19 protein-coding genes are annotated in these 22979 nt (G+C 68.3%); 9 read left to right on the top strand and 10 right to left on the bottom strand.

Going from position 1 to position 22979, the window contains the following annotated elements:
* Positions 1 to 7: 7 nt before the first annotated feature.
* Positions 8 to 3295 carry a penicillin acylase family protein gene (locus tag ACFFGN_RS05910; protein ID WP_380044294.1) on the bottom strand — a complete coding sequence of 1096 codons (3288 nt, stop codon included), beginning with the start codon at positions 3293 to 3295 and terminating at the stop codon, positions 8 to 10.
* 146 nt (positions 3296 to 3441) lie between these two features.
* Here ACFFGN_RS05910 and ACFFGN_RS05905 point away from each other — a divergent pair, with 146 nt between their 5' ends.
* Both ACFFGN_RS05905 and ACFFGN_RS05900 read left to right on the top strand, forming a co-directional pair.
* Entirely contained in the window at positions 3442 to 4053 is a 612-nt protein-coding gene (locus tag ACFFGN_RS05905; protein ID WP_380044293.1) for a TetR/AcrR family transcriptional regulator, read from the top strand.
* Positions 4054 to 4175: 122 nt separating this feature from the next.
* Positions 4176 to 4613, top strand: a complete 438-nt coding sequence (locus tag ACFFGN_RS05900) for a hypothetical protein (RefSeq protein ID WP_380044292.1) — start codon at positions 4176 to 4178, stop codon at positions 4611 to 4613.
* Between the two features lie 67 nt (positions 4614 to 4680).
* Here the strand turns inward: ACFFGN_RS05900 and ACFFGN_RS05895 are convergent, their stop codons facing one another.
* Positions 4681 to 6780: a DEAD/DEAH box helicase gene (locus ACFFGN_RS05895; RefSeq protein ID WP_380044291.1), complete on the bottom strand. Its 2100-nt coding sequence runs from the start codon at positions 6778 to 6780 to the stop codon at positions 4681 to 4683.
* A gap of 454 nt (positions 6781 to 7234) precedes the next feature.
* On the opposite strand from ACFFGN_RS05895, the gene soxR reads away from it, so the two are divergent.
* Positions 7235 to 7711 carry a redox-sensitive transcriptional activator SoxR gene (gene soxR, locus ACFFGN_RS05890; RefSeq protein ID WP_380044290.1) on the top strand — a complete coding sequence of 159 codons (477 nt, stop codon included), beginning with the start codon at positions 7235 to 7237 and terminating at the stop codon, positions 7709 to 7711.
* Positions 7712 to 7862: 151 nt separating this feature from the next.
* A complete protein-coding gene (snpA, locus tag ACFFGN_RS05885) occupies positions 7863 to 8573 on the top strand; it encodes a snapalysin (protein WP_380044289.1) in 711 nt (236 codons plus the stop codon).
* A 139-nt stretch (positions 8574 to 8712) separates the two neighbouring features.
* Here snpA and ACFFGN_RS05880 read toward each other — a convergent pair whose 3' ends face one another.
* Entirely contained in the window at positions 8713 to 9735 is a 1023-nt protein-coding gene (locus tag ACFFGN_RS05880) for a LacI family DNA-binding transcriptional regulator (RefSeq protein WP_380044288.1), read from the bottom strand.
* Between the two features lie 745 nt (positions 9736 to 10480).
* Between ACFFGN_RS05880 and ACFFGN_RS05875 the strand changes: the two genes are divergently transcribed.
* Positions 10481 to 11560: an ABC transporter ATP-binding protein gene (locus ACFFGN_RS05875; RefSeq protein ID WP_380044287.1), complete on the top strand. Its 1080-nt coding sequence runs from the start codon at positions 10481 to 10483 to the stop codon at positions 11558 to 11560.
* 183 nt (positions 11561 to 11743) lie between these two features.
* Here the strand turns inward: ACFFGN_RS05875 and ACFFGN_RS05870 are convergent, their stop codons facing one another.
* The 6 genes from ACFFGN_RS05870 to ACFFGN_RS05845 all read right to left on the bottom strand — a co-directional run bounded on the left by ACFFGN_RS05870 (position 11744) and on the right by ACFFGN_RS05845 (position 16895).
* Entirely contained in the window at positions 11744 to 12724 is a 981-nt protein-coding gene (locus ACFFGN_RS05870; protein ID WP_380044286.1) for a DUF2705 family protein, read from the bottom strand.
* Positions 12721 to 13689: an ABC transporter ATP-binding protein gene (locus tag ACFFGN_RS05865; protein WP_380044285.1), complete on the bottom strand. Its 969-nt coding sequence runs from the start codon at positions 13687 to 13689 to the stop codon at positions 12721 to 12723. Before ACFFGN_RS05865 ends, ACFFGN_RS05870 begins: the two co-directional genes overlap by 4 nt.
* A gap of 139 nt (positions 13690 to 13828) precedes the next feature.
* A complete protein-coding gene (locus tag ACFFGN_RS05860) occupies positions 13829 to 14686 on the bottom strand; it encodes a CU044_5270 family protein (RefSeq protein ID WP_380044284.1) in 858 nt (285 codons plus the stop codon).
* A 74-nt stretch (positions 14687 to 14760) separates the two neighbouring features.
* Complete coding sequence (locus ACFFGN_RS05855; protein WP_380044283.1) at positions 14761 to 15237, bottom strand: hypothetical protein; 477 nt, start codon at positions 15235 to 15237, stop codon at positions 14761 to 14763.
* 99 nt (positions 15238 to 15336) lie between these two features.
* Entirely contained in the window at positions 15337 to 16299 is a 963-nt protein-coding gene (locus ACFFGN_RS05850; protein WP_380044282.1) for a hypothetical protein, read from the bottom strand.
* Positions 16293 to 16895, bottom strand: coding sequence for an RNA polymerase sigma factor (locus tag ACFFGN_RS05845; protein WP_380044281.1), 603 nt, complete (start codon positions 16893 to 16895; stop codon positions 16293 to 16295). The genes ACFFGN_RS05850 and ACFFGN_RS05845 overlap by 7 nt, the downstream gene beginning before the upstream one ends.
* Positions 16896 to 17080: 185 nt before the next feature.
* Between ACFFGN_RS05845 and ACFFGN_RS05840 the strand changes: the two genes are divergently transcribed.
* The 4 genes from ACFFGN_RS05840 to ACFFGN_RS05825 all read left to right on the top strand — a co-directional run bounded on the left by ACFFGN_RS05840 (position 17081) and on the right by ACFFGN_RS05825 (position 20973).
* Positions 17081 to 17377 carry a metal-sensitive transcriptional regulator gene (locus ACFFGN_RS05840; RefSeq protein ID WP_380044280.1) on the top strand — a complete coding sequence of 99 codons (297 nt, stop codon included), beginning with the start codon at positions 17081 to 17083 and terminating at the stop codon, positions 17375 to 17377.
* Between the two features lie 78 nt (positions 17378 to 17455).
* Complete coding sequence (locus ACFFGN_RS05835; protein WP_380044279.1) at positions 17456 to 17674, top strand: heavy-metal-associated domain-containing protein; 219 nt, start codon at positions 17456 to 17458, stop codon at positions 17672 to 17674.
* Positions 17671 to 18654 carry a DUF8832 domain-containing protein gene (locus tag ACFFGN_RS05830; RefSeq protein ID WP_380044278.1) on the top strand — a complete coding sequence of 328 codons (984 nt, stop codon included), beginning with the start codon at positions 17671 to 17673 and terminating at the stop codon, positions 18652 to 18654. Before ACFFGN_RS05835 ends, ACFFGN_RS05830 begins: the two co-directional genes overlap by 4 nt.
* A 24-nt stretch (positions 18655 to 18678) precedes the next feature.
* Positions 18679 to 20973, top strand: coding sequence for a heavy metal translocating P-type ATPase (locus ACFFGN_RS05825; RefSeq protein ID WP_380044277.1), 2295 nt, complete (start codon positions 18679 to 18681; stop codon positions 20971 to 20973).
* A 442-nt stretch (positions 20974 to 21415) separates the two neighbouring features.
* On the opposite strand, the gene ACFFGN_RS05820 is transcribed toward ACFFGN_RS05825, so the two are convergent.
* Positions 21416 to 22975 carry a glycoside hydrolase family 13 protein gene (locus tag ACFFGN_RS05820; protein WP_380044276.1) on the bottom strand — a complete coding sequence of 520 codons (1560 nt, stop codon included), beginning with the start codon at positions 22973 to 22975 and terminating at the stop codon, positions 21416 to 21418.
* Between the last annotated feature and the right edge of the window lie 4 nt (positions 22976 to 22979).

Raw genomic sequence — 22979 nt, 5'->3', positions numbered from 1 at the left:
CAGCCGGTCAATGGCCGTAGACCTCCAGTTCGTACAACGAGTAGCCGTACGACGTGGCCCGGGCCGTTCCGGTCAACCGGACATAGCGGGCGGGCGTCACACCGAAGCGCACGACGTCCTCACCACCATTGCCGGCCGCCGTCGCGAACACCTGCCGCCAAGTCGTACCGTCCGTCGAGACCTCGACCCGATAGGCCTTCGCATGCGCCGACTCCCAGCGCAGCACCACCCGGGCGACGTTCTGCTCGGCGCCGAGATCGACCTTCAGCCACTGCGGATCGGACCAGTCACTGGCCCACCTCGTGCCCGGATTCCCGTCGACCGCATTGGCCGGCGGCGAGTTGTACCAGCCGGTCTCGTGGCTGCTCGCCGTCGCGGTCTTCCCGAGGGCCCGGTTGCTGACGTCATCCCCGCGCCGCGCCGGGAATTCGATCACCTGCTGGTACGTCGGCCGGTTGACCCAGTGCGTCTTGTCCTGGGTGATACCGCCCATCGGCTGGTGGATGATCTGGTCGGCGCAGAACTGATCCCCCGCGGCGCAATCACCCGAGGCCGGGTAGACCGTTGCCGCAGGCACCTTCGTCGCCGCGAGCAGCGAGTCGGCCAGTTGGGTCCGGCAGGTGGTCAGGTTGCCACCACCGCAGTACGTCACCGGCTGCGGCGTCCGGACCGGATCGCCGAGCACCTTGCGCAGATCTCGCTGGACGAATCCCCACCAGCCGCTCTGGTACGCCGAGCCCTGGGGGTTCGCCCGCTCGTCGACCTTGATCGTGCCGACCAGCGCGTCGTACAGCTCGGTGCCGAGTCCTGCCTTGAACTGTGTTGTCACCAGCAACGGCCACCACGCGTCGAGAATCCGGATGGCGTCGGCATGCGGGTACGTCGTAGCGCTCGGGCCAGTCGTCTTCCGCTGACCACCCGCCGCCTTCCAGGCTTCGAGTTTCGCGATCGCGTCGGCGACGGCTGGTTCGGTCGAACCACTCTTCAGCACGCGCAGCAGGTACGGCAGCACCTGCTCGGCCCGGAGGTCGACCGTTGCCGCGTCCTCCATCACCTCGACCAGACGACCGCGGGTGAACTTCTGGCCGGCCCCGAGTACCGCCTTGATCCGGGTGTCGAGCGGCTGGCTGCGATGAACGGATCCAAAGCTGAAGTTGCCGTCGGCAGCGGAGAAGCCCGGCGCCTGCTTGTTGTTCCAGCTGGTCAGGAAGTCCTGGTTGATCACCTGCGGGTGCTGCGCGGGCGGCGTGTACGTCGCGCGGTTGGTCGCCGGGTTCCATCCGACCCACTCGTACGACGGCAGGCCCCACGTCGGCAGGTTCGGATCCGCGCCCGCCGGGCGGACCGGGTTGTCACCGGAGTTGTAGTACGCGATATCGGTCTTGTCCGCGTAGAACCAGTTGAACGCGTAACCCACCTTCGTCGCCGCGCGCTGGAAGTCCTGCGCCGACTTCACCGCGTTCGGGTCGTTGAAGAGCATGAACCCGAGCGCTGAACCAGACTCGTTGCCGTACGTCGAACGGTTCTTCGTGAACGCGACGGGCTTGCCGCCGACGGTGCCGCGATGCGTGATCAGGCCGAGCTTCGTCCGATTCGCCACCAGCGTGTACGCCCCGGCGGGCTCGGGCGAACCGAGGCTGGAGTACCACTCGTTGCGCCGTTCGAGCCGCTCGATCGGCAGGCACGAACCGCGGAACACGTAGTGCGTCGAGGCCTTCGTGGGCGTACCGCCACCGGGCTCGCACAACGGCACGGCGTACGTGTCGGTGATGTCCTGGCCGGCAGACGTCGCGCTCCACGAGTAGTCCTGGCCACGACCGATCAAGGTGTAGAAGTTGAGCCCGGCGAACGCGACGCCTCGCGAGCTGATACCCGGGCCCTGTAGTTCCTGGCGGACCCAGAGCTGCGGCGCGAAGTACCCGGTTTGCGGGCCGTAGACCGCGACCGGGTTGCCGCTTTGCGTGTGCGCGCCGGATACCAGCAACGCGTTCGACATGCCCTTGGAGCCGAAGCCCTTGGGGAAGACGCCGTCCTTGAGAATGCCCTTCAGCTTTTCGTTGCCACTAGCAACCTTTGGAGCCACTTGGCGCGAGGTGGTCTGATCCACCACCAGCGGCTCCTTGGTGACCGACCCGCGATCTGGTAACGCCCGGCCGGCCGGATTCGCCTCGGTCACGCCGTACGGGAAGCTGGCGCCGTTGTGCACGGTGGTATTGGCCTCCACGTCGTTCTGCGACCGGAAGGCCTCCCACACCTTGGTGCCCTGCGTGACGCCGTACCGCGCGCGGGCCTCGATCAACGCGAGCGCCGACGCCATCTCCCCACCACCACCACCGCCGAAGATGCCGGCCACCACGGCGGCCGTCGCGACCACGTCGGTGACCTTCCAAGGCTGGGGCGTGGGCAGGCCGAGGGCGACGTACTCGCCGGGATACGCGATCCCGACGGTGTTGATGTAGTGGTTCACGCCATCCACCCAGGCCTGGATGTCCCGCTGCATCTTGACGCCATCCGCGCCGTACAGCTCGTCGGCCGAGTCGAACTGCGCTTGCAGCTCCGCCTCGGTGTAGGGCGCCGTACTCCAGAACTGCTGCTCGAACTCCCGGTTGGCCTGCGCGCCACCCGCGAACGGCGTCAGCTGGCCGCGGCCGAGATGGCGGAACACGTCCATCACGAACAGGCGGTCCTGCGCACCGGCATAACCCGCGCCGAACATGGTGCCTTCGCGCGTGGTACCGGTGATGTGCGGAATACCGCGCGACTTGTCCCGCACGATCGTCACGTCCGCGCGCGGCTTCGTGGTGCTCGCGACATCCGCCGGTGCGACGCCAAAGCCCTGCTCGTCGAAGTACGGATCGAGGCCCTCGTCGGTGATGCCCTGGTAGTTCCAGACCAGGTCCTCGTACGCCTTCTTGGTGTCGCTGAAGTGCGGCGGCCGGACGCCGAGCGCCTTGAAAGCGAGGAGTTCCGTGAAGGTCGCGTTGCCGTTCTGCCCGGGCGGAAGGATGTCGGCGCACTGCCCGACGCAGTAGTCCGGCGGCGCCGCAACGGCAGACCCCGCAACCGCGGCAGGCGCCGCGGCCGTGGCAGGCGCCGCGGCCGTGGCAGGCGCCGCGGCCGTGGCAGGCGCCGTCAAAGCGGCGGGCGCCGCGACCGCGGACTGCTGGGAAGAGGGCTGGGTGGCGAGGCCCGCGGTGAGCACGGCGGCGGTCGCGGACAATGCGATCAAGCGGGTACGGCGTGAGGTGGTGCGGCGTGAGGTGGTGCGGGCAGCGGAGCGGCGCGGTCGCGTCACGGGTCCTCCCTCAAAGCGTCGATCGGGCTGGGATGACGATGCAGGGATGTCCCGATCGACAATGACCGACCGGCGAGTCCCGGTCAAGAGTCCAGGTCAAATGACTTGGACGCTTGACCAAGTCAAGATCTGGGTTAGCGTGAAGCATGGCCCGAGTCCCCGCAGCCGAACGCCGAACCGCCTTGATCGAGGCGGCGATCCGGGTCGCCACCCGCGAAGGCCTGGCCGCGACGACCACCCGGCGCATCGCCGAAGAAGCGGGGATTTCGGTCGGCATCCTGCACTACTGCTTCCGCTCCAAGGAGGAGCTGTTGCACGAGGCGATCCGGGTGATCGCCGAGGCGCAGGTGGTCGCGGCCCGCCGCGCGATCGCGCCCGGCGGCGACGTACCGGCCAGCATGCGCAACGCCTTTCGCGGGTTCTGGGGATTGGTCGAGCAGACGCCCGACGCGCAGCTGCTCACGTACGAGCTGACCAGCTGGGCGCTGCGCAACGCCGAGACCGAACCTCTCGCGCGCGAACAACGCGACCGCCAACTGGCCGGCATTCGCCAGATCCTCGACGAGATCGCCACCGCCGCCGGGATCAGCTACGCCGCCCCGGTCGATCTGCTCGCGCGGATGGCCCTGGCGGTTACCGACGGCGTCACCCTTGGCTGGCTCGTCGACCGCGACACCGCCGCCGCCACCGCGACCATCGACGCCTTCACCACCCACCTGATCGCGCTCGCCCTGGACCCCGTTCCCACCGCAAGCTGACCCCGGCGACCGACTGATCCGACCGCGGTCGAGCAAGCGGCCGGTCGCGGCTGGACGAGTGGCCGGACGAGTGACTGGACGAGTGGCCGGACGTGGCGTGGGCGGCTGGGTACGCTGGAAAGGTGCTCAAAGGGGCCGTGGGCAAGGAACCGGCGGCGCCGGGATCGCGGCCGTCGCGCGCTCGGCGACTGCTTCCGTACCTGCTGCTCGCCGCTGGGCTGATCGAGCTGCCCTGGCTGACGTTGCTCGCGTTTCAGTTGCCGTCCGCAACGAATAACGATGCCTGGGTGTACGTCTGGGTGCTGCTGGATGCCTGCGAGGCCGTCGGCCTGATTCTGACCGGGCTGCTCTACCGCCGTCGTAGTCCCCGCGCCGCCGCCTTCGGATTGCCCACCGCGGCGCTGCTGGTGATCGACGCCTGCCTCGATATCGCGACCACCGACGGCCGCGAACACCTCGCCGCCCTCGCCATGGCCGCCCTGATCGAACTCCCCCTGGCCATCGCCTGCCTCCACACCTGGCTCGCCCGTCCGCCAGTGCGGCAAGCCCACCCGTCATAACGCCCGGGACAGGGGAAAGCCCCGGCGGATGGATCCGCCGGGGCTTTCCGTACTGCTTTTGGTGCTGTCAGTACGAGCTGCGGTTCGACTCGCGACGGGGGCCGCCGGAACGGCTCGGGCCGCGGCCGCCACCTCGGCGGTCGTCGAACCGGTTGCCGCCGCCGAAGCGCTTGCCACCCTTGAAGCCGCCGGGACCACGCTTGGCCGACTTGGGCTCGGGCAGCTTGACCGGGAAGCCCGACGGCTTGGCGCCACCGGTCAGCTCGGTCACGAGGCCGTCGCCCGGACGGGCGCGAACCGGCTCGGTCTCGACACCGGCCGACTCGGCCAGGCGCATCATGCCGCGACGCTGGTGCGGAAGAACCAGCGTGACGACCGAACCCTTGCCACCGGCACGCGCCGTACGACCGGCACGGTGCAGGTAGTCCTTGTGGTCCGCCGCCGGGTCTGCCTGAACGATCAGGCCGACGTCGTCGACGTGGATGCCGCGAGCCGCGACGTCCGTGGCCACCAGGACCGGTACGGAACCGTCCTTGAACTGGTCCAGGGTGCGGTTACGCGCGCCCTGGGTCAGACCGCCGTGCAGCGCGGCGGCCATCACGCCACGGTCGCGCAGCTGGGTGGCGACGCGGTCGGCGCCCAGCTTGGTGCGAACGAAGACGATGGTCTTGCCGTCGCGGCTGGCCAGCTCGGCCGTCAGCGACTGCTTGTGACCGGGCTCGATGACGAGCAGGTGGTGCTCCATCGTGGTCACCGCGGCCTGGGCGGAGTCGGTCTGATGCGTGACCGGGTCCTTCAGGTACTTGCGCACGATCTTGTCGACGTCGTTGTCGAGCGTCGCCGAGAACAGCAACCGCTGGCCGGTGGCCGGGGTCATGTCCAGCAGCGTGGTGACGGCCGGCATGAAGCCCATGTCGCACATGTGGTCGGCCTCGTCCAGCACCATCACCTCGACCGCGCCGAGGTCGGCAGCGCCCTGCTCGCACAGGTCGATCAGCCGGCCGGGGGTGGCGATCAGCAGGTCGACACCACGACGCAGCGCGTCGATCTGCTTGGGGTAGGGCAGTCCACCGGCGATCAGCTTCACCGACACGTTCATCACGTGGGCGAGCGGCTCGAGCGCGTCGTGCACCTGCATGGCGAGCTCACGCGTCGGCACCAGGATGACGGCGCGCGGGCGGCGGGACTCGGTGTGACCGCCGGCCAGACGCATCAGCGTCGGCAGGCCGAAACCGAGGGTCTTACCGGAACCGGTCTGACCACGGCCGAGCACGTCCTTGCCGGCCAGCGCGTCCGGAATGGTCGCGGCCTGGATCGGGAACGGCGCGGTGATGCCTTCCTTGGCCAGACGCTGCACCAGCCGCGGCGCGAGGCCGAGCTCGGCGAACTTGTTGTCCGGGTCAACCGTGCCGAGGTCCTCGACCACGTCGGTACGCACCGGACGCTCGTCCCGGTCGGCCCGGGCGTAGCTGCCGCCACGGTCCTCGCGGTCGTAACCACGGTCACCACGGTCGTCCCGGCGGCCGCGGTACGAGGAACCCTCGTTGCGGTCAAAGGAACGCTGCGGCCGGTCGCCACGGTCGAACGAACGCTCGCCGGCCGGGCGCTCGGTGCGCTGCTGATACGCCGGACGGTCGTTCGAACGCTCGGGGCGGTCGCCGGAGCGCGCGGGCGGCCGATCGTTCGAACGGGCCGGACGATCGTTGCGGTCGAACGAACGGTCGTTGCGGTCGAACGAGCGCGCGGGGCGCTCGTTGCGGTCCGAATTCGCGGGACGCTCGTTGCGGTCGTACGAACGGGCCGGGCGGTCCGAGCCGGCCGAACGGCTAGCGGAACCCTCGGTGCGGTCATACGAACGGGCCGGGCGGTCGCCACGGTCGTTGCGGTCGTACGCCGGGCGGTCGTTACGGTCGCCGCGGTCGTACGAACGCGCCGGCCGGTCGGAACCGGCAGAACGCGCCGGACGTTCGCTGGAACGCTCCTGGCGATCCGACGTCGCGGGCCGAGCCGCCGGAGCGGAACGCTCGGCAGGCGCGGTGAAGTCGGCGGCAGCGGCCATGCGCTCGCCGTACGACTGGTTCTGGAACTTCTTGTGACGGGGCTTCTTATTACGGTCGGCCGCTGAATCGCCATCGGCCGGGATGTAGGTCTGGTCCTGCTGGGACACGCAATCTCTCTCTCGAACACACGGCTCAATGCCATGTTCGCAGCCCGCGCACGTCAGTACCCGGCCAGAAATCTGGTCAGGTAGGACACAGGGCAGGAGATTGGCATCGACCTGCGGGTGCTTCGCGTTGCACCCATGTCATCGGTGTTTGCTCAGCGGGTGCTGAACCGATGGGTCGGAGCGCCTGGGAAATGCTTTGGTGACGCGACTCGCGCAACCGACAGTGACTATCGTACCTGATCTCCACGGCAGCTCTGACCACGCTGTGAAACCAGCCCTGTGACCTCACGCACTGCCACTGCCCTAACTTGCGTTCGTTCGCCGGAATCCGCCCTCTTGACCACAGTGGACCAGCACCGGCCGGCGGCGCGGAGACGGCGGCTCCCGGCGAACGAACGCAAGGGTTGCTCAAGTGAGCTTTAAGTGTGTTGATCGGCGGCCTAGAGTGAGGGATATGGCCGAGGAAACCACACTGAGCAAGGATCACTGGCTTTCTATCGGCGAGATCGCCCGCCGGGCCGGCGTGGCCTCCTCCGCGTTGCGGTTCTACGAGGACCAGGGTCTGATCACCTCGCGACGTACGGCCGGAAACCAGCGGCAGTACCTGCGCAGCACGTTGCGCCGGATCGCCTTTATTCAAGCAGCGCAGCGGGTCGGCCTGGCGCTGTCCGAGATCAGGGCCGCGCTCGACTCCCTGCCGGACGACCGGACGCCGACCAGGTCCGACTGGTCCCGGCTGTCGAAAAGCTGGCGCAGCCGGCTGGACGAGCGCATCGCCGAACTCGAGCGGCTCCGCGACGACCTCGACGGCTGTATCGGTTGCGGCTGCCTGAGCCTGCAGCGCTGCAATCTCTACAACAAGAACGACCGGCTGGCCGAGCGTGGTCCCGGCGCCCGGATTCTCAACGTCGGCATACCCAGCGAGTTATGACGGGCATAGCCGCCATCGCGCCGAACGCGGGTTAACCCCTGCCTTTTTCCCAATCTGCTGTGGAATTCCCGGCGGCTTGGCAACATCCCTGGTCAGTTGCGAACGGTGACCCGCCGCTCGCAGTCCGCCACTGAACCGGGAGTGAGGCTCCATGTCCCGCCGCTGTACGCTGTCCACCCTCGCCGCAATCGCCGCGACCGCGCTCGCCGTTCCCGCCTTCGCCGCCGCCCCGATCACCAACGGCCCGGCCGCTCAGGCCTCCGTGACCACGCCACAAGCTCAGGCCGCGAAGGCCGGCACGGACGCGACCACCTTTGTTTCGTCGTACGCCGGATCGCCACAGGACGAGGCGAACACCAAAGCCTTCTACGACGCGGTGATGCGGTCGGCCCGGGCGAAGCAGGCCAAGAAGGGCAACGGCTCCGCGGCCGTCACGGTGGTCTACAGCGCCTCGCGCGCGCCGAGCTTCGCGAGCGAGATCGCCCGCAGTACGCAGATCTGGAACAACGCCGTCAACAACGTGACGTTGGTCGAAGGCAACGACTACGACTTTTACTACAGCGAAGGCAACGACCCCCGCGGCTCGTACGCCTCGACCAACGGTCACGGCGGCGGCTTCATCTTCCTGGATTACGCCCAGAACGAGCAGTACGACTCCACCCGGGTCACCGCCCACGAAACGGGCCACGTGCTCGGACTGCCCGACCACTACGCGGGCCCGTGCAGCGAGCTGATGTCCGGCGGCGGCCCGGGCACCTCCTGCACCAACGCGATCCCGAACTCCGCCGAGGTCTCAAAGGTCGAGCAACTGTGGGCCAACGGCCTCACCACCACCGGCGGCGCCTTCCGCACCGTCCGCTGACCCCAGCGGCCCTTGACCCCAGCGGTCTAGCTGACCCCAGCGCGCCCAAGTTGGCCCAAGAAGCAGGAGTCCGGACCCGCCCCTCGGGGGAGCGGATCCGGGCTCCTGTGGTCTCAGGACCGGCAACCGGCAGTAGCCGTTAGCGGCCGTTGAGAGGGCCGGTGGAGCCGCGAACGACGAGTTCGGGGCGGAAGAGGAACTCGGTGTGCGGCGTGACATGGCCGCGGATCTCCTCCAGCAAAGCCTGTACGGCGGCCAGGCCCATCGCGCCGACCGGCTGCCGAACGGTGGTGAGCGGCGGATCGGTGAACTCCATCATCGGGGCGTCGTCGTAGCCGACCACCGACAGGTCACCCGGTACGGACAACCCACGCTGACGGGCCGCCCGGATCACGCCGAGCGCCATCATGTCGGAGCCGCAGACCACCGCGCTGACGCCTTTGTCGAGCAACGGCTGGGCCGCGGCGGCGCCACCTTCGACGCCGAACATGCTGAGCTCGACCAACTCGTCGACCTGGCCGTCGGACAGCCCGAGCTGCGCCTTCATCGTGGTTCGGTAACCCGCGAGCTTGCGCTGCACCACCAGGAACCGCGCCGCCCCGGAGGCGAAGCCGATCCGGCGATGGCCGAGGTCGACCAGATGGCTGACGGCCAGTTCCATCGCGGCGAACTCGTCGGAGGAGATGAACGGCGCGTCCACCCCGGGCAGGAAGCCGTTCAGGAAGACGACGGGCAGATTGCGCTCGACCAGCGCCTGGTACCGGGTGTGGTCCGCGCCGGTGTCGGCATGCAGGCCCGAAACGAAGATGATCCCGGAGACCCCGCGCTCGAGCAGCATCTCGACGTACTCGTCCTCGGTCGCGCCCGACGGCGACTGGGTGCAGAGCACCGGCGTGTACCCGCGCTGCGACAGCGTCGACTCGATCACCTGGGCGAACGCCGGGAAGATCGGGTTGATCAGCTCGGGCATCACCAGTCCGACCAGGCCGGCAGAACGGCGCCGCAAGCGCGACGGCCGCTCGAAACCGAGCACGTCCAGCGCCGTCAGTACCGCCTGGCGGGTTTCCTCCGAGACGCCGGGCTTCCCGTTCAGCACTCGGGACACGGTTGCTTCGCTGACCCCCGCCTTGACCGCGATATCGGCCAATCTTGCTCTGCTCACGCGCGAACTCTAACCAGCACCCGGTGAATTTGCAGCAAGATCATGCAAGAACTTGCAGGCTGCCGCCGGGTCCGCACTCATGCTCCCGGACCTCCGGTGCCGAGTTTTGGCGCGCCTACCCGGCTTCAACCGGGTAGCCGCACACGAACCCGCTAGCGGACCCGCCAAAACCCGGTATCCGCCCTACAGCCCGCCAGGCCGCCAGGCCGCCAGGCCGCCAGGCCGCCAGGCCGCCAGGCCGCCAGGCCACGCCACCACCGATCACCGCCGTCTGGATCCCGTTCCGAGGGCCGACCGTTGAACTGGGGGTCGACGTGCGATACCTGCCGGGTCAACCCCCGATTCCGGCGGTCGGCCCTCGGAATAACGGACGACCCACCCTCGGAACAACGGCGACCCGCCCCTCGAACCAGACGCGGGAACCCGGGAACGACCGCAGACCACCCCTGGATCCCCCGTCCGCGCCAGCTCGACCGCTCGGGCATTCACCGGTCCGAATCTGCCCTCTTTCCGCCGGGACGTGGATCGGATCGCGGGTGCTGAGAGGGCAGATTCCGGCCGATGAACCCAGAAAAGAGAGGGCCGGCGGTGGCCGGAAACGGTCAGGTTGGTGAACAGTCCGGATATCTCACATGCCGTATGGGTTGTCTCACGGCGTTCTGGCAGTCAGGATGGGCGCACCCCCGCCCGGGGGCCTTTACTCGGATCGTCCGGCACGTTCCTGCCGGTGAAGGAAGGTTTCGTCATGGCTACTGTCTCGTTCAAGGCAGCCACCCGGCTCTATCCCGGCTCCGAAAAGCCCGCTGTGGACAAGCTCAACCTCGAGATCGAGGACGGCGAGTTCATGGTGCTGGTCGGGCCGTCCGGTTGTGGTAAGTCGACCTCGCTGCGCATGCTGGCCGGCCTCGAAGAGGTCAACGAGGGCTCGATCTACATCGGCGACCGCGACGTCACGCACCGTCCGCCGAAAGACCGCGACATCGCGATGGTCTTCCAGAACTACGCGCTGTACCCGCACATGTCGGTCGCGGACAACATGGGCTTCGCGCTGAAGATGCAGGGCATCGCCAAGGAAGAGCGCGCCAAGCGTGTCCAGGAGGCGGCGAAGCTGCTCGGCCTGGAGGAGTACCTGGACCGCAAGCCGAAGGCCCTCTCGGGTGGTCAGCGTCAGCGTGTCGCCATGGGCCGCGCGATCGTGCGTAACCCGCAGGTCTTCTTGATGGACGAGCCGCTGTCGAACCTTGACGCCAAGCTCCGGGTCCAGACCCGTACCCAGATCGCCGAGCTGCAGCAGCGCCTCGGCGTCACCACCGTCTACGTCACCCACGACCAGGTCGAGGCCATGACGATGGGCGACCGGGTCGCGGTGCTGAAGGACGGTCTGCTGCAGCAGGTCGACACCCCGCTGAACCTGTACGACCGCCCGAAGAACCTGTTCGTGGCCGGCTTCATCGGCTCGCCCGCGATGAACCTGCTCAAGGCGGACATCACCGAGGGTGGCGCCAAGGTCGGCGACTACACCATTCCGGTCGAGCGTGACATCCTCGCCAAGGCCGGTAACGACAAGGACGTCTGGCTGGGTGTTCGCCCGGAGGCGTTCGTCGTGGCCGACGAGGGTCTGCCGGTGAAGGTGGCCGTGATCGAGGAGCTCGGCGCGGACGCGTTCCTCTACGGCACCGCCGAGCACAACAACGAGCACCAGCAGATCGTGGCCAAGATCGGCGCCCGTATGGCCGTCGAGAAGGGCTCGATCGTGCACCTGGCGGCCCACCCGGAGAAGCTGCACCTGTTCTCCTCCTCTTCCGAGGACCGCCTCACCGCCTGATGTTCTAGGCGATCCGGCCGAGCCTGACTCAGCCGGCGTACGACCTGACTTCGGCCCCGGCCCGCTCTAGCAGCGGACCGGGGCCGAAGTGTTTCACCTGCTCGGCCGTCATCACCTACGGCGGCCGCCGCGCGGTGCCGGCCGGTTCGTGAGCCGGCCCCAGCTCGACTCACGAACCCGGATTCAGTTGACGTCGCGGCGCCGGAACACGATCGCGCCGAGGGCCACGAGCGCTGCCGTCAGCACGGCCAGGTAAAGCGCGCTGTGACCGAACGAGAGGTGTTTCAGCACCGAGTCACAGCCATAACCGCCACCCTCGACCGGCGCGCACTTCTGCACGTAGTACGTGGTGCCGTGATTGATCCAGCTGTCGAGGTTCAGGCGCAGCAACCAGGGCTGCTGGTTCGTCAGTAACTGGCCGAGCATGCCCTCCACGACCACCAGGTAGACCATCGCGAGGCCGAGCGCCGCGGCGGTGTGCCGGAACAACCCGCCGACCACCACTCCCAGCGCGGCCACGACGGCGGTCAGCACGGTGATGCGCAGACCGGCCTCGGCGAAATCACCCCAGCGCTCGGCGGTCATACCCGCCGTACGGCCGTTGCGGTCGATGACCACCCAGGCCCCGGCGACCAGCAATGCGAAGAACCCCAAAGCCAGCGGGATCACCCCGTTGAACGCGGCAAGCAGTTTGCTCGCGTAGACCCGCAGCCGGCGTGGTTCGAACGTGAGCCAGCTGCCGATCGAGCCGCTGCTGAACTCCGCCCCGATGAATCCCGCACCCAGCAGGAACGCCACAAAGATCAGCAGGTAAGAACCACCGAGCAGGTACGACGGCAGGGCCTCCGAGAACACCGTCTCGGGTTTGATCCACTGTTCCCAAACCGGCGGCTGCATCTGATCGCAACCCATCTGGACGCCCGGATCGGTCTCGCGCGCCTTCGCCTCATCGGCCTTGCACCGTTCGAGGTCGGCCGGGTAGGACTTCACATACCGATCGAACTCGACCCGCGCCATGGCCACCTGCTCGGCGGGCAACGGCTTGGAGTCCTGATAGATCCCGAACAGCAGCAGCCCGGAGCCGAGTACGGCGCCGAGCAGGCCGATCATGGTCAGGCGGCGCGCGAACAACCGCCGCATCTCGACCTTCGTCAGGCGGATCATCGGTCGCCTCCAAGACCCTCGCCGGCGGTCAGCTCGAGGAAGACCGACTCCAGGTCGGCCCGGACCGGCACCAGCTCGGAGACGAACAAACCCTGTTCTGCAAGGCGTTTCGTCACTTCGGCCGGTTCAGCCGCGCCCTCGACGAGCAGGTGCTGCCCGTCGGCCCGGACGGTCAGACCGCCCTCGGTCAGCACCCGGGTCGCGCCGGCGAGATCGGCCACGCCAACGCGAACGGTCAACGCCGCGGTCGAACCGATCACCTCGGCCACCGTGCCCGACGCGAGCAGCCGGCCGTGGCCGATGATGGAGACGGTGTCGGCCACCTGTTCCACCTCGGCCAGGATGTGACTGCTGACCAGCACGGTCTTGCCCTGGTCGCCGAGACCGCGCATCGTCTCGCGGATCTCCCGGATACCGGCCGGGTCGAGACCGTTCGTCGGCTCGTCGAAAATGAGCAGATCCGGCTCCTTCAGCAGCGTCGCCGCGATCGCGAGGCGCTGTTTCATACCGAGCGAGTATGTCTTGAACCGGTCCTTACCGCGATCGCGCAGCGCCGTCTCCTCGAGCACCTCGTCGACGCGGCGGCGCGGCGTACCGATCGCGTCGGCGAGCAGCTCCAGGTTGCGGCGACCGCTGAACGCCGGGAAGAACTTGGGCGACTCGACGATGGCGCCGACTCGCGCGACCACCTCGGGCAGCTGCTCGGGCACCGGCCGGCCGAAGACCGACATCGTGCCCGCGTCGGCCCGGATCAGGCCGAGCAGCATCCGGATCGAGGTCGTTTTACCCGAACCGTTCGGACCGAGGAAACCGTGCACACCACCAATCGGCACCTGCAGATCCAGCCCCTGTACCGCGACGACGCGTTTCCCGCGCAACGTCCGGTACGTCTTCCGCAGCCCGTGCGTATCGATCGCGAGCTCTGACGTGACCACTTTCACCGCCTTGATTCCGGAGAGCGCCATACCGGCGCTTCTCAGTGAAGACGCCGATACGGCTCATTTAGTTCTTCCTTCCGGCCGACTCGCCGTCACTTTGCAGGAATCGGCAGGAATCGGCAGGCAAAGGCCCACGCCAGGAGCCGGCGTGGGCCTGCCGCCGGGATCACGGCCGCTGGCCGACCTTGTTCACGAGCAACTCCTCCAACGCGTTCTGCGACACGGTTTCGCCGGGCTTGACGCCCGCGAAGGGCTTGCGAGCGACCTGGCGTTCGCCGAGGTAATTGCCGGTGGCCGGGTCGACCAGCACCTCGTGCCATTCGGAGTCGTCCGCGACACCGAAGGCCATCGCCTTGCGTCCGAGCAGGTCGACGGCCGGCACGGCTCGCAGGCCCGGAATCTTGGCGATGGCCTTGAACACCGCAGCCCGTACGTCGGCCGGAATCGCCGGATTACCCAGCATGTCGGTGACTTCGACCATCAACTGAATGTCGTTGCGGTCATTGTCGGCCCGGTCCTTCTTGAGCCGCTCGAGCATCGCCTGGCCGTCGCGCGGCAGCCCGGCCAGCCACTCCGGCTTCGGCGACTGCCAGTCGCCCGGGTACTTGCACTGGTCCTTCGGTGCCGCGAAGAAGTCCCCGCACCGGCCGAAGTTCCGCTCGACCTGGCCTGACGTCCCGGTTTGCCGAAGCTCCCAGACCTTCTTCTGGTTCGACGGAGCCCAGACCTCGGAGCGCTGGTTGAAGGGCTTCGTCTTGCCGTTCTCGTCTGTCGCCATGTGCCGCCCTCGCTCGTCGAGGTAGCTCACCTTGCCCGCGGGCACCGGAACCGCCGGGCCGATCTTGCTCGCGATAGCCGTCAGTTGCTCCCCGGGCGTCGCCGTCGGGCGCTGGGACGATTGCCCGGACTGCTCCGGCGCTGCCCCGGCTGAACCAGTCGAGACTGCCGCGGCACCCAGTCCGCCCAGCATCGCCACTGAACCAACGCAGGCGATCCAGAACTTGCCACTCTTGCTCGAACTCATGATCTTCTCCACTACATACTCAGTATGGTCAGGGTCAAAAAAGAACTCACGACCGAACAGCCGTGAGCACAGAGCTAGCCGATCCTGTTGACGATGGATTCGCGCTGACTCGACAGGACGAACACGTCACCAGCCCGCACGGCGTCTTCCGGGAAGTCGCGGGCGGCGACGTCGCGCTCACCCAGGTAGGCACCGGTCGCCGGATCGACGATGAACTCGATCCACGTCACCGAACGCCCGGCCTGATAGCCCGGCTTGCCGTCGGTGTCGCCGTACGACCGCCACTGCTCGTCGAATCGGGCCACCTTGCCCGCCGGCACCAGAACAGTCGGCCCAACCTTGTCCGCGACCGCCAGCAGCCGCTCGCCAGGCGTCACCTTCACGCCCTGAGCGTTCTGCGCGGCGACCTGCCGTCCGCCATCGGCCACGTCAGTCGCCGCGGCTCCAGCTCCCCCGGCTGCCGATTCCGCGGCTCCGGCCGCCAGCGCGGCAGCGGTGGCCAGCGATCCCGCACCGGCGATCAGCACGTTCTTCTTTCCGATCGTTCTCATATGTCCCTCCGAGTTAGGCGCATACCGAGTATGCATACTCAGTATGGTTGCGGTCAAGCGCACGGCCCGCGCCCTGGGGACGCGGGCCTCACACCGCAATCAGGGCCGCTGCCCCAAACGATCCACGACGACCTCCTGGAACGAGTCCCGTTCGACCACGGTGCCGGCCTTACCGGACTCGCTGCCAGCAACCTTGGTCGTCACCTGCGTGCCGAGAAAGGCGCCCGTCTTCTCGTCGATGATGAAGTCCTGCCAGGCGTACATGGTCTCGAGACCGAAGGCGGTTCCGATCCGGCCCGACTCGTCGCTCACGTTATCGACCACGCGCAGGTTGGGCATCAGCGCGACGGCGCCGAGCAGTGTCCGCCGGATATCCGCGGGAATCTTCGGCTGCTTCAGGATCCAGGCGATGTAGTCCAGCGTGTCGACATCAGGGCCGACCGGGGCGTCCGGGTAGCCACGCTGTCGCAGCAAGGTGAGCATCTGCTCCGGATCCCGGGGCACAGTGGCCAGGAACTCAGAGGTCGGCCGGTCCCACTCCTGCTTGGTGTTCACATCTGTCTTGCAGACGTACTCGGGCTCCCCGAAATCGCCGCACCGGCCCAGCCTGTGCTCCGATTCCGGCGGCCCGTACGGCTTTTCCGGACCGGACGAGCGATACACGGCACGCCTGGTCGTCAATGTCTTCCGCCAGACGTCATCGCGGCGGGCAGGCGCCCAGGTCTCGATCTCATGAAGGAGCCTGGTCGTCGTGGACGTGCTGATATCTCCTGGCTCGGGCGTCACATAGGTGCCGGGCGGTGGCGTCGTCATCATCGGAGGCATCACGCGTTTGTAGTCCTTGGACTGCTGCACGCTGATCTGCCGCTCTTTGCGCATCACGTACGAGTACTGGCCAGGTCCGGGCGTTGGCCCCGGTACGACGATCTTGGCGGCGGCGGCCATCAGCCGCTCGCTGGCCTCGGTGTTCATACCGCTCAGGTCGACCTTGGCGGACACAGCCTGCTGCACAACGACGGCGCCGGCGATCAGGGCCAGAACCGCGGCTGCGGCGGCTACCACGCCACCCCAGCCGCCGAACCACCGAGATTTTCCGCTTTCTCCAGCAGCACGATCCGGGACCGGACCGTGCCGGCCGGGATGCCGAGCGCCTCGGCCACCTCGGCGGTACTGAGCTCGGCCCACGAGGTCAGCAGCAGTACGTCGCGATCGCCGTCACTCAGATCCGCCAGGGCCGGTGCGAGTTGCCGCGCCATCGCCTGGGCGTCGACCCGATCCGCCACGCGACCGTCATGCCCGGCTTGAGCGCCACCGGCGCGCGCGTCGACCTTCGCGAGGGCACGTAGCGCCCGGACCTCCTGCCGCGCATGCCGCCGGGCCAGGTTGGTGGCGATGCCGTACAGCCAGGCGCGGACCACCGCCGCCTGCGGGTCGTACCGCCGGCGCTGCCGGAAGGCCGCCAGGAAGGTCTCGCTGACCAGGTCGTGCGCGGTGTCGGCGCCCACCCGGCGGCTCAGGTAGCGATACAGCTGATCGGCGTACGTATCGAACAGCCGGCCGAACTCACCGGCTGGATCCGCGCCGCCGAGGTCGGGGCGATCTTCGCCGGGAGGCGCGCCGATCTCGGCCTCCGGTGCTCCGCGCTGGGTCATCGTCATAACCCTCCTTGCCCGGAGCCGGTTGCCGCGTTCACGGGCGATTCCGGCCAGGGTGCCACCCGGCGAGGTCGCGCGGCTTGCGTGACATACCCTTAGGGGGTACCGTTGCGGGCAGTGGAAGATACCCCCATGGGGTAAATCCCGCGCCCGACCCGGAAGCGGGCCGATTTCGAAGGAAGGCAGCGATGACCACCGAGCAAGCACATGGCTACAGCGCCGAGAAGACCAGCCATTTGAAGCGGCTGCGCCGGATCGAGGGTCAGGTTCGTGGCCTGCAGCGGATGGTCGAGGAGGACAAGTACTGCATCGACATCCTCACCCAGGTCTCGGCGGCGACGAAGGCCCTGCAGTCATTCTCGCTCGAGCTGCTCGACGAGCACCTGCAGCACTGTGTTGTCGCGGCCGCCCAGCGTGGCGGGCCCGAGGCCGAGGAGAAGGTCCGCGAGGCCTCCGACGCCATCGCCCGCCTCGTCCGCAGCTGATCCAGCCGCGGCTCCCGCCGCGAGTGGTCGCGGCGGGAAACAGAACAGACTCACCTCACCACCAAGGAGAAGACTGATATGACCACCACGACCTACGCCGTGAACGGGATGACCTGCGGACACTGCACCTCCGCCGTCACCGAGGAACTGACCAAGCTGCCCGGCGTGCAGGACGTCACCATCGACCTGGTCAAGGGCGGCACCTCCGCGGTGCACGTGGTCAGCGAGACCGCCCTGGACGAATCCCTCGTGCGCGCCGCCGTGGACGAGGCCGGCTACGAGCTGACCGCGTCATGAACCGCGGCGTCGCGCTCAAGCTCGGTGGGTTCACCGGTGCGCTGCTGCTCGCCTTCGGCGGTGCCTTCGCGCTCGGCGGTTCCGTCGATCCGGTCGCGGACGCCGCTCCCACCGCCGCGCCACACGGCGAGGCCTCCGCGCCGCACAGCGAGCCGGAGCCCACGGGCGCGGCTCATGGCGAGGGGCACAGCGAGACGGGCGGCGGCACCGGCCAGCCGCCCGGTCTCGCGATCTCCGAGGCCGGTTACACCCTGGTTCCGGCGCAGAGCTCTTTCGCCGCGGCCGGACCGACCAACTTCCGGTTCAAGATCACCGGACCGGACGGCAAACCCCTCACGTCGTACCAGGTGACGCACGAGAAGGACCTGCACCTGATCGTCGTACGGCGCGACCTGGCCGGGTTCAAGCACGTGCATCCGGCCCGGGCCGCCGACGGCACCTGGAGCATTCCGTTCGACTTCACCGCGGGTGGGACCTGGCGGGTCTTCGCCGACTTCGCGCCGGCGGCGCTCGGCCGCACCATCACCCTGGGCAGCGACATCACCGTGGCCGGCCCGTTCAAGCCGGTTCCGTTGCCGCGGGCAACCGCCTCGACCAACGTCGAGGGGTACGACGTGACCCTGGCGGGCAATCCCGTCGCGGGCCGCGAATCCGAACTGACCTTCACGGTCAAGCGCAACGGCGCGACCGTGACTGACCTGGAGCCCTATCTCGGTGCCTTCGGCCACCTGGTCTCGTTGCGCTCGGGCGATCTGGCCTACCTGCACAACCACCCGACCCAGGAAGCCGTTGCCGGTAGCAAGGGTGGGCCCGAGATCAAGTTCGGCACCACCTTCCCAACCGACGGGATCTACCGGCTGTACCTGGACTTCAAGCACGGCGGCGTGGTCCGCACCGCGGAGTTCACCGTCACAATAGGGGCCTCGGGCAACCACCCGGTGCCGCTACCGACCGATGCCACCACCCCGCACGGGCACTGATCAGGCATTGCGAGAGGAGGACTCATGACCAACCCACCGGCCAGTCCCGGCCAAAGCATCGAGCTCATCATCGGTGGCATGACCTGTGCCTCCTGCGCGGCCCGGGTGGAGAAGAAGCTGAACCGGATGGAAGGCGTCACCGCCACGGTGAACTACGCCACCGAGAAGGCCAAGGTGAGCTTTCCCGAAGGCGTCAGCACCGACGATCTGGTCGCGACCGTCGAAGCCACCGGCTACACCGCCGCGTTGCCGCCGACCGCCGACGAGACCGCGGCCGCGGCCGCCACGGACGGTGCCGAACCGGATGAGCTGAAACCCTTGCGGGACAGGCTGATCACGTCGATCGTGCTCGCCGTACCGGTGATCGCCTTCGGCATGATCCCGGCCCTGCAGTTCAACTTCTGGCAGTGGGCGTCGCTCACCCTGGCGGCGCCGGTGGTCACCTGGGCGGCCTGGCCGTTCCACAGAGCCGCCTGGACGAACCTGCGCCACGGCGCCGCCACGATGGACACGCTGATCTCGCTCGGCGTCATCAGCGCCTTCACCTGGTCGGTCTACGCCTTGTTCCTGGGCGGCGCCGGTGAACCGGGTATGACGATGCCCTTCACGCTGATCCCGTCACGGGGTTCCGGCGCGGAGGAGATCTACCTCGAGGTCGCCGCGGGTGTCACCACGTTCATTCTCGCCGGGCGGTACTTCGAGGCCCGCGCGAAGCGTCGTTCCGGCGCGGCCCTGCGGGCGTTGCTGGAGCTCGGCGCGAAGGAGGTCGCCGTTCTCCGGGACGGGACCGAGACCCGGATTCCGGTCGATCAGCTGAAGGTGGGCGACGAGTTCGTGGTCCGCCCCGGCGAGAAGATCGCCACCGACGGCGTGATCGTCACCGGAACCAGCGCGGTCGACGCGTCGATGCTGACCGGCGAGTCCGTGCCCGTCGAGGTCGGCGTGGGCGACGGTGTCGTCGGCGCCACGGTGAACGCGGGTGGCCGATTGGTGGTTCGCGCCAGCCGGGTCGGCGCCGACACCCAACTGGCGCAGATGGCCCGGCTGGTCGAGGACGCCCAGAACGGCAAGGCCGCCGTGCAGCGTCTCGCCGACCGCGTTTCGGCCGTGTTCGTGCCGATCGTGATCGTGCTGGCCCTGGCCACGCTGGGGTTCTGGCTCGGCAACGGCGGCACCGCCGAGATGGCGTTCACGGCCGCGGTCGCCGTACTGATCATCGCCTGCCCATGTGCGCTCGGCCTGGCCACCCCGACGGCGCTGCTGGTCGGAACCGGCCGTGGCGCCCAGCTCGGCATCCTGATCAAGGGCCCGGAGGTGCTGGAGTCCACCCGTCGCGTCGACACCGTCGTACTCGACAAGACCGGCACCGTGACCACCGGCCGGATGGCCCTGGTCGACGTACTGCTCGCGGACGGCGAGAACCGCGCCGAGGTACTACGTCTGGCCGGCGCCCTCGAACACGGCAGCGAACACCCGATCGCCCAGGCCATCGCCACCGGCGCCACCGCGGAGGTCGGCCCGTTGCCCGACGTGGAGGACTTCGGCAACGTCGAAGGCCTCGGCGTACAAGGCATCGTCGACGGGCACGCCGTGCTGGTCGGGCGGACCCGCCTACTGGAGGAGTGGAGCCAGCACCTGCCGGACTCCCTCACCCACGCGAAGGCCCACGCCGAAGCCGAGGGCCGTACGGCGGTCGCGGTCGGCTGGGACGGAGAGGCCCGGGCGGTTCTGGTCGTCGCCGACACGGTGAGACCCAGCTCCGCCGAGGCCATCCGCCAGTTCCGCGCGCTCGGGCTCCGGCCGGTCCTGCTGACCGGCGACAACGAAGCCGTCGCGCAGTCGGTGGCGGCCGAGGTCGGCATCGACGAGGTCATCGCCGAGGTGATGCCGGCCGGCAAGGTCGAGGTGATCAAGCGGCTGCAGAGCGAAGGCCGAGTGGTCGCGATGGTCGGCGACGGCGTGAACGACGCGGCCGCCCTGGCCCAGGCCGATCTCGGGCTGAGCATGGGCACCGGTACGGACGTGGCGATCGAGGCAAGCGACCTGACCTTGGTGCGGGGCGACCTGCGCTCGGCGGCGGACGCGATCCGGCTGTCCCGCAACACCCTGCGAACGATCAAGGGCAACCTGTTCTGGGCCTTCGCCTACAACGTGGCCGCACTCCCCCTGGCCGCGGCAGGCCTCCTGAACCCAATGCTCGCCGGCGCCGCCATGGCCTTCAGCTCCATCTTCGTAGTCACCAACTCCCTCCGCCTCCGCCGCTTCACCCCCCTCCCCCCACCCCCTAGCCCTGACCCCCCTCACCCTGGCGTGCGGTAGTCAAGACGTACGCGTCGCCGTCCAACACGCCGGTATCCCGTTCATCGGACCCTTGTGACCCGGCGTGTTGCCGTTCATCGGACCCTTGCGACCAAGCCTCGGTGTGTCATCGGACGCTTGTGACGCGGCGTGTTGCCGTTCATCGGACCCTTGTGACCACCGACGGATGTCTATCGGATTCTTCGAGTGTTCATTCGTCGGAATCGCCCTTCGGCGCCGGGACGTGCACAGGCAGCTGGCGAGGGCTGAGGGCGGATCCGACGAATGAACACAAAGCTCGGGCGCCGGGGCTCCCCACCGCGGCGGCGCGTGCTGGTCACAAGCGTCCGATGAACGGCAACACGCCGCGTCACAAGCGTCCGATGACACACCGAGGCTTGGTCAGAAGCGTCCGATGAAGGGCGGCACGCCGCGTCACAAGCGTCCGATGAGCGGTATGCAATTAGCGGAGCCAGGCGGTGGTGTCGGGTGGGAGGTGGCCGTTTGTGACGGGGGTGGTGGTTAGGAGGAGGGTGGTGTGGGTGGGGAGAGGGGTGGGCTCCGGGCTGAGGTTGGTGATGGAGGTTAGGCCGGATTCGCGGGTGAAGGCGAGGACGTCCGGGGGTGTGGGGAGCCAGGTGAGATCGCCGTCGCCGAGTTCGGCCCGGCGGATCCGGAGGGCCTCGCGGTAGAGGGAGAGCATCGACCCGGGATCGGCGGCTTGTACCTCGACGGTGAGGTTCTTCCACTCGGCGGGTTGCGGCAGCCACGGCGTACCACCCGGGCCGAAGCCGAACGGCGGTTCCGCGCCGGACCAGGGCAGCGGAACGCGGCAGCCGTCGCGGCCGCGATCGGTTCCGCCCGAGCGGCGCCAGATCGGGTCTTGCAGCAGTTCGTCCGGGATGTCCTCGACCTCGGGCAGACCGAGTTCCTCGCCCTGGTAGACGTACACGCTGCCGGGCAAGGCCATCGCGAGCAGGGCCGCGGCCCGGGCCCGGCGTAACCCGAGATCGAGGTCGGTCCGCATGCCGTGTTTGCGATCGGCGTGGCTGAACGTCGTATCCGGCCGGCCGTACTTCGTCACCGGCCGGGTCACGTCGTGGTTCGAGAGCACCCAGGTCGGCGGCGCCTGGATCGGAATGTGCGTACCGAGCGTCAGGTCGATCGACGCCCGCAGCTCGTCGGCCTGCCACGCCCGCGAGAGGAAGTCGAAGTTGAACGCGGTGTGCATCTCGTCCGGCCGCAGGTACATCGCGAACCGCTCCTGGTCCTCCATCCACATCTCCCCGACCAGGAAGCGACCCTCGTACGAGTCGGTGATGCGGCGCCAGTCGCGGTAGATGTCGTGCACCTGGTCGTGATCGGTGTACGACTCCTCGACGCTGTCCAGGTCCTTGATCAGTACGGCGGCCGAGTCGATCCGGATCCCGTCGACGCCACGGTCGAGCCAGAACCGCAGTACGTCGTGGAACTCCTCGACCACCTGCGGGTTGTGCCAGTTGAAGTCGGGTTGTTCCGGCGCGAACAGGTGCAGGTACCACTCGCCATCATCGACGCGGGTCCAGGCCGGGCCGTTGAAGATGGACTGCCAGTCGTTCGGCGGCAACTCCCCGAGGTCCGAGGAACGGCCGGGGCGGAAGATGAAGCGCTCCCGCTCGGGTGATCCCGGCCCGGCCGCGAGAGCCTGGCGGAACCACTCCTGCTGGTCCGAGCCATGGTTCGGCACGATGTCGATGATGGTCCGGATACCGAGGGCGTGCGCTTCCTCGATGTACTTCTCCGCCTCCGCGAGGGTGCCGAAGGCCGGTTCGATATCGCGGTAGTCGGCCACGTCGTACCCGCCATCGGCCATCGGTGAGGGGTACCAGGGGTTCAGCCAGATCGCGTCGATACCAAGATCCGCCAGATAGGGAAGTTTTGCCCGCAGGCCCGCGAGGTCACCAATCCCGTCCCCGTTGCCGTCGGCGAAGCTCCGCAGGTAGACCTGGTAGATCGCCGCACCACGCCACCAAGCTTGGGACATGCCT

It is taken from the genome of Kribbella deserti (assembly GCF_042434725.1).
Lineage (GTDB): Bacteria > Actinomycetota > Actinomycetes > Propionibacteriales > Kribbellaceae > Kribbella > Kribbella deserti.
The sequence above is the reverse complement of the archived record's forward strand: the minus strand, read 5'-3'. Positions and strand labels throughout refer to the sequence as shown.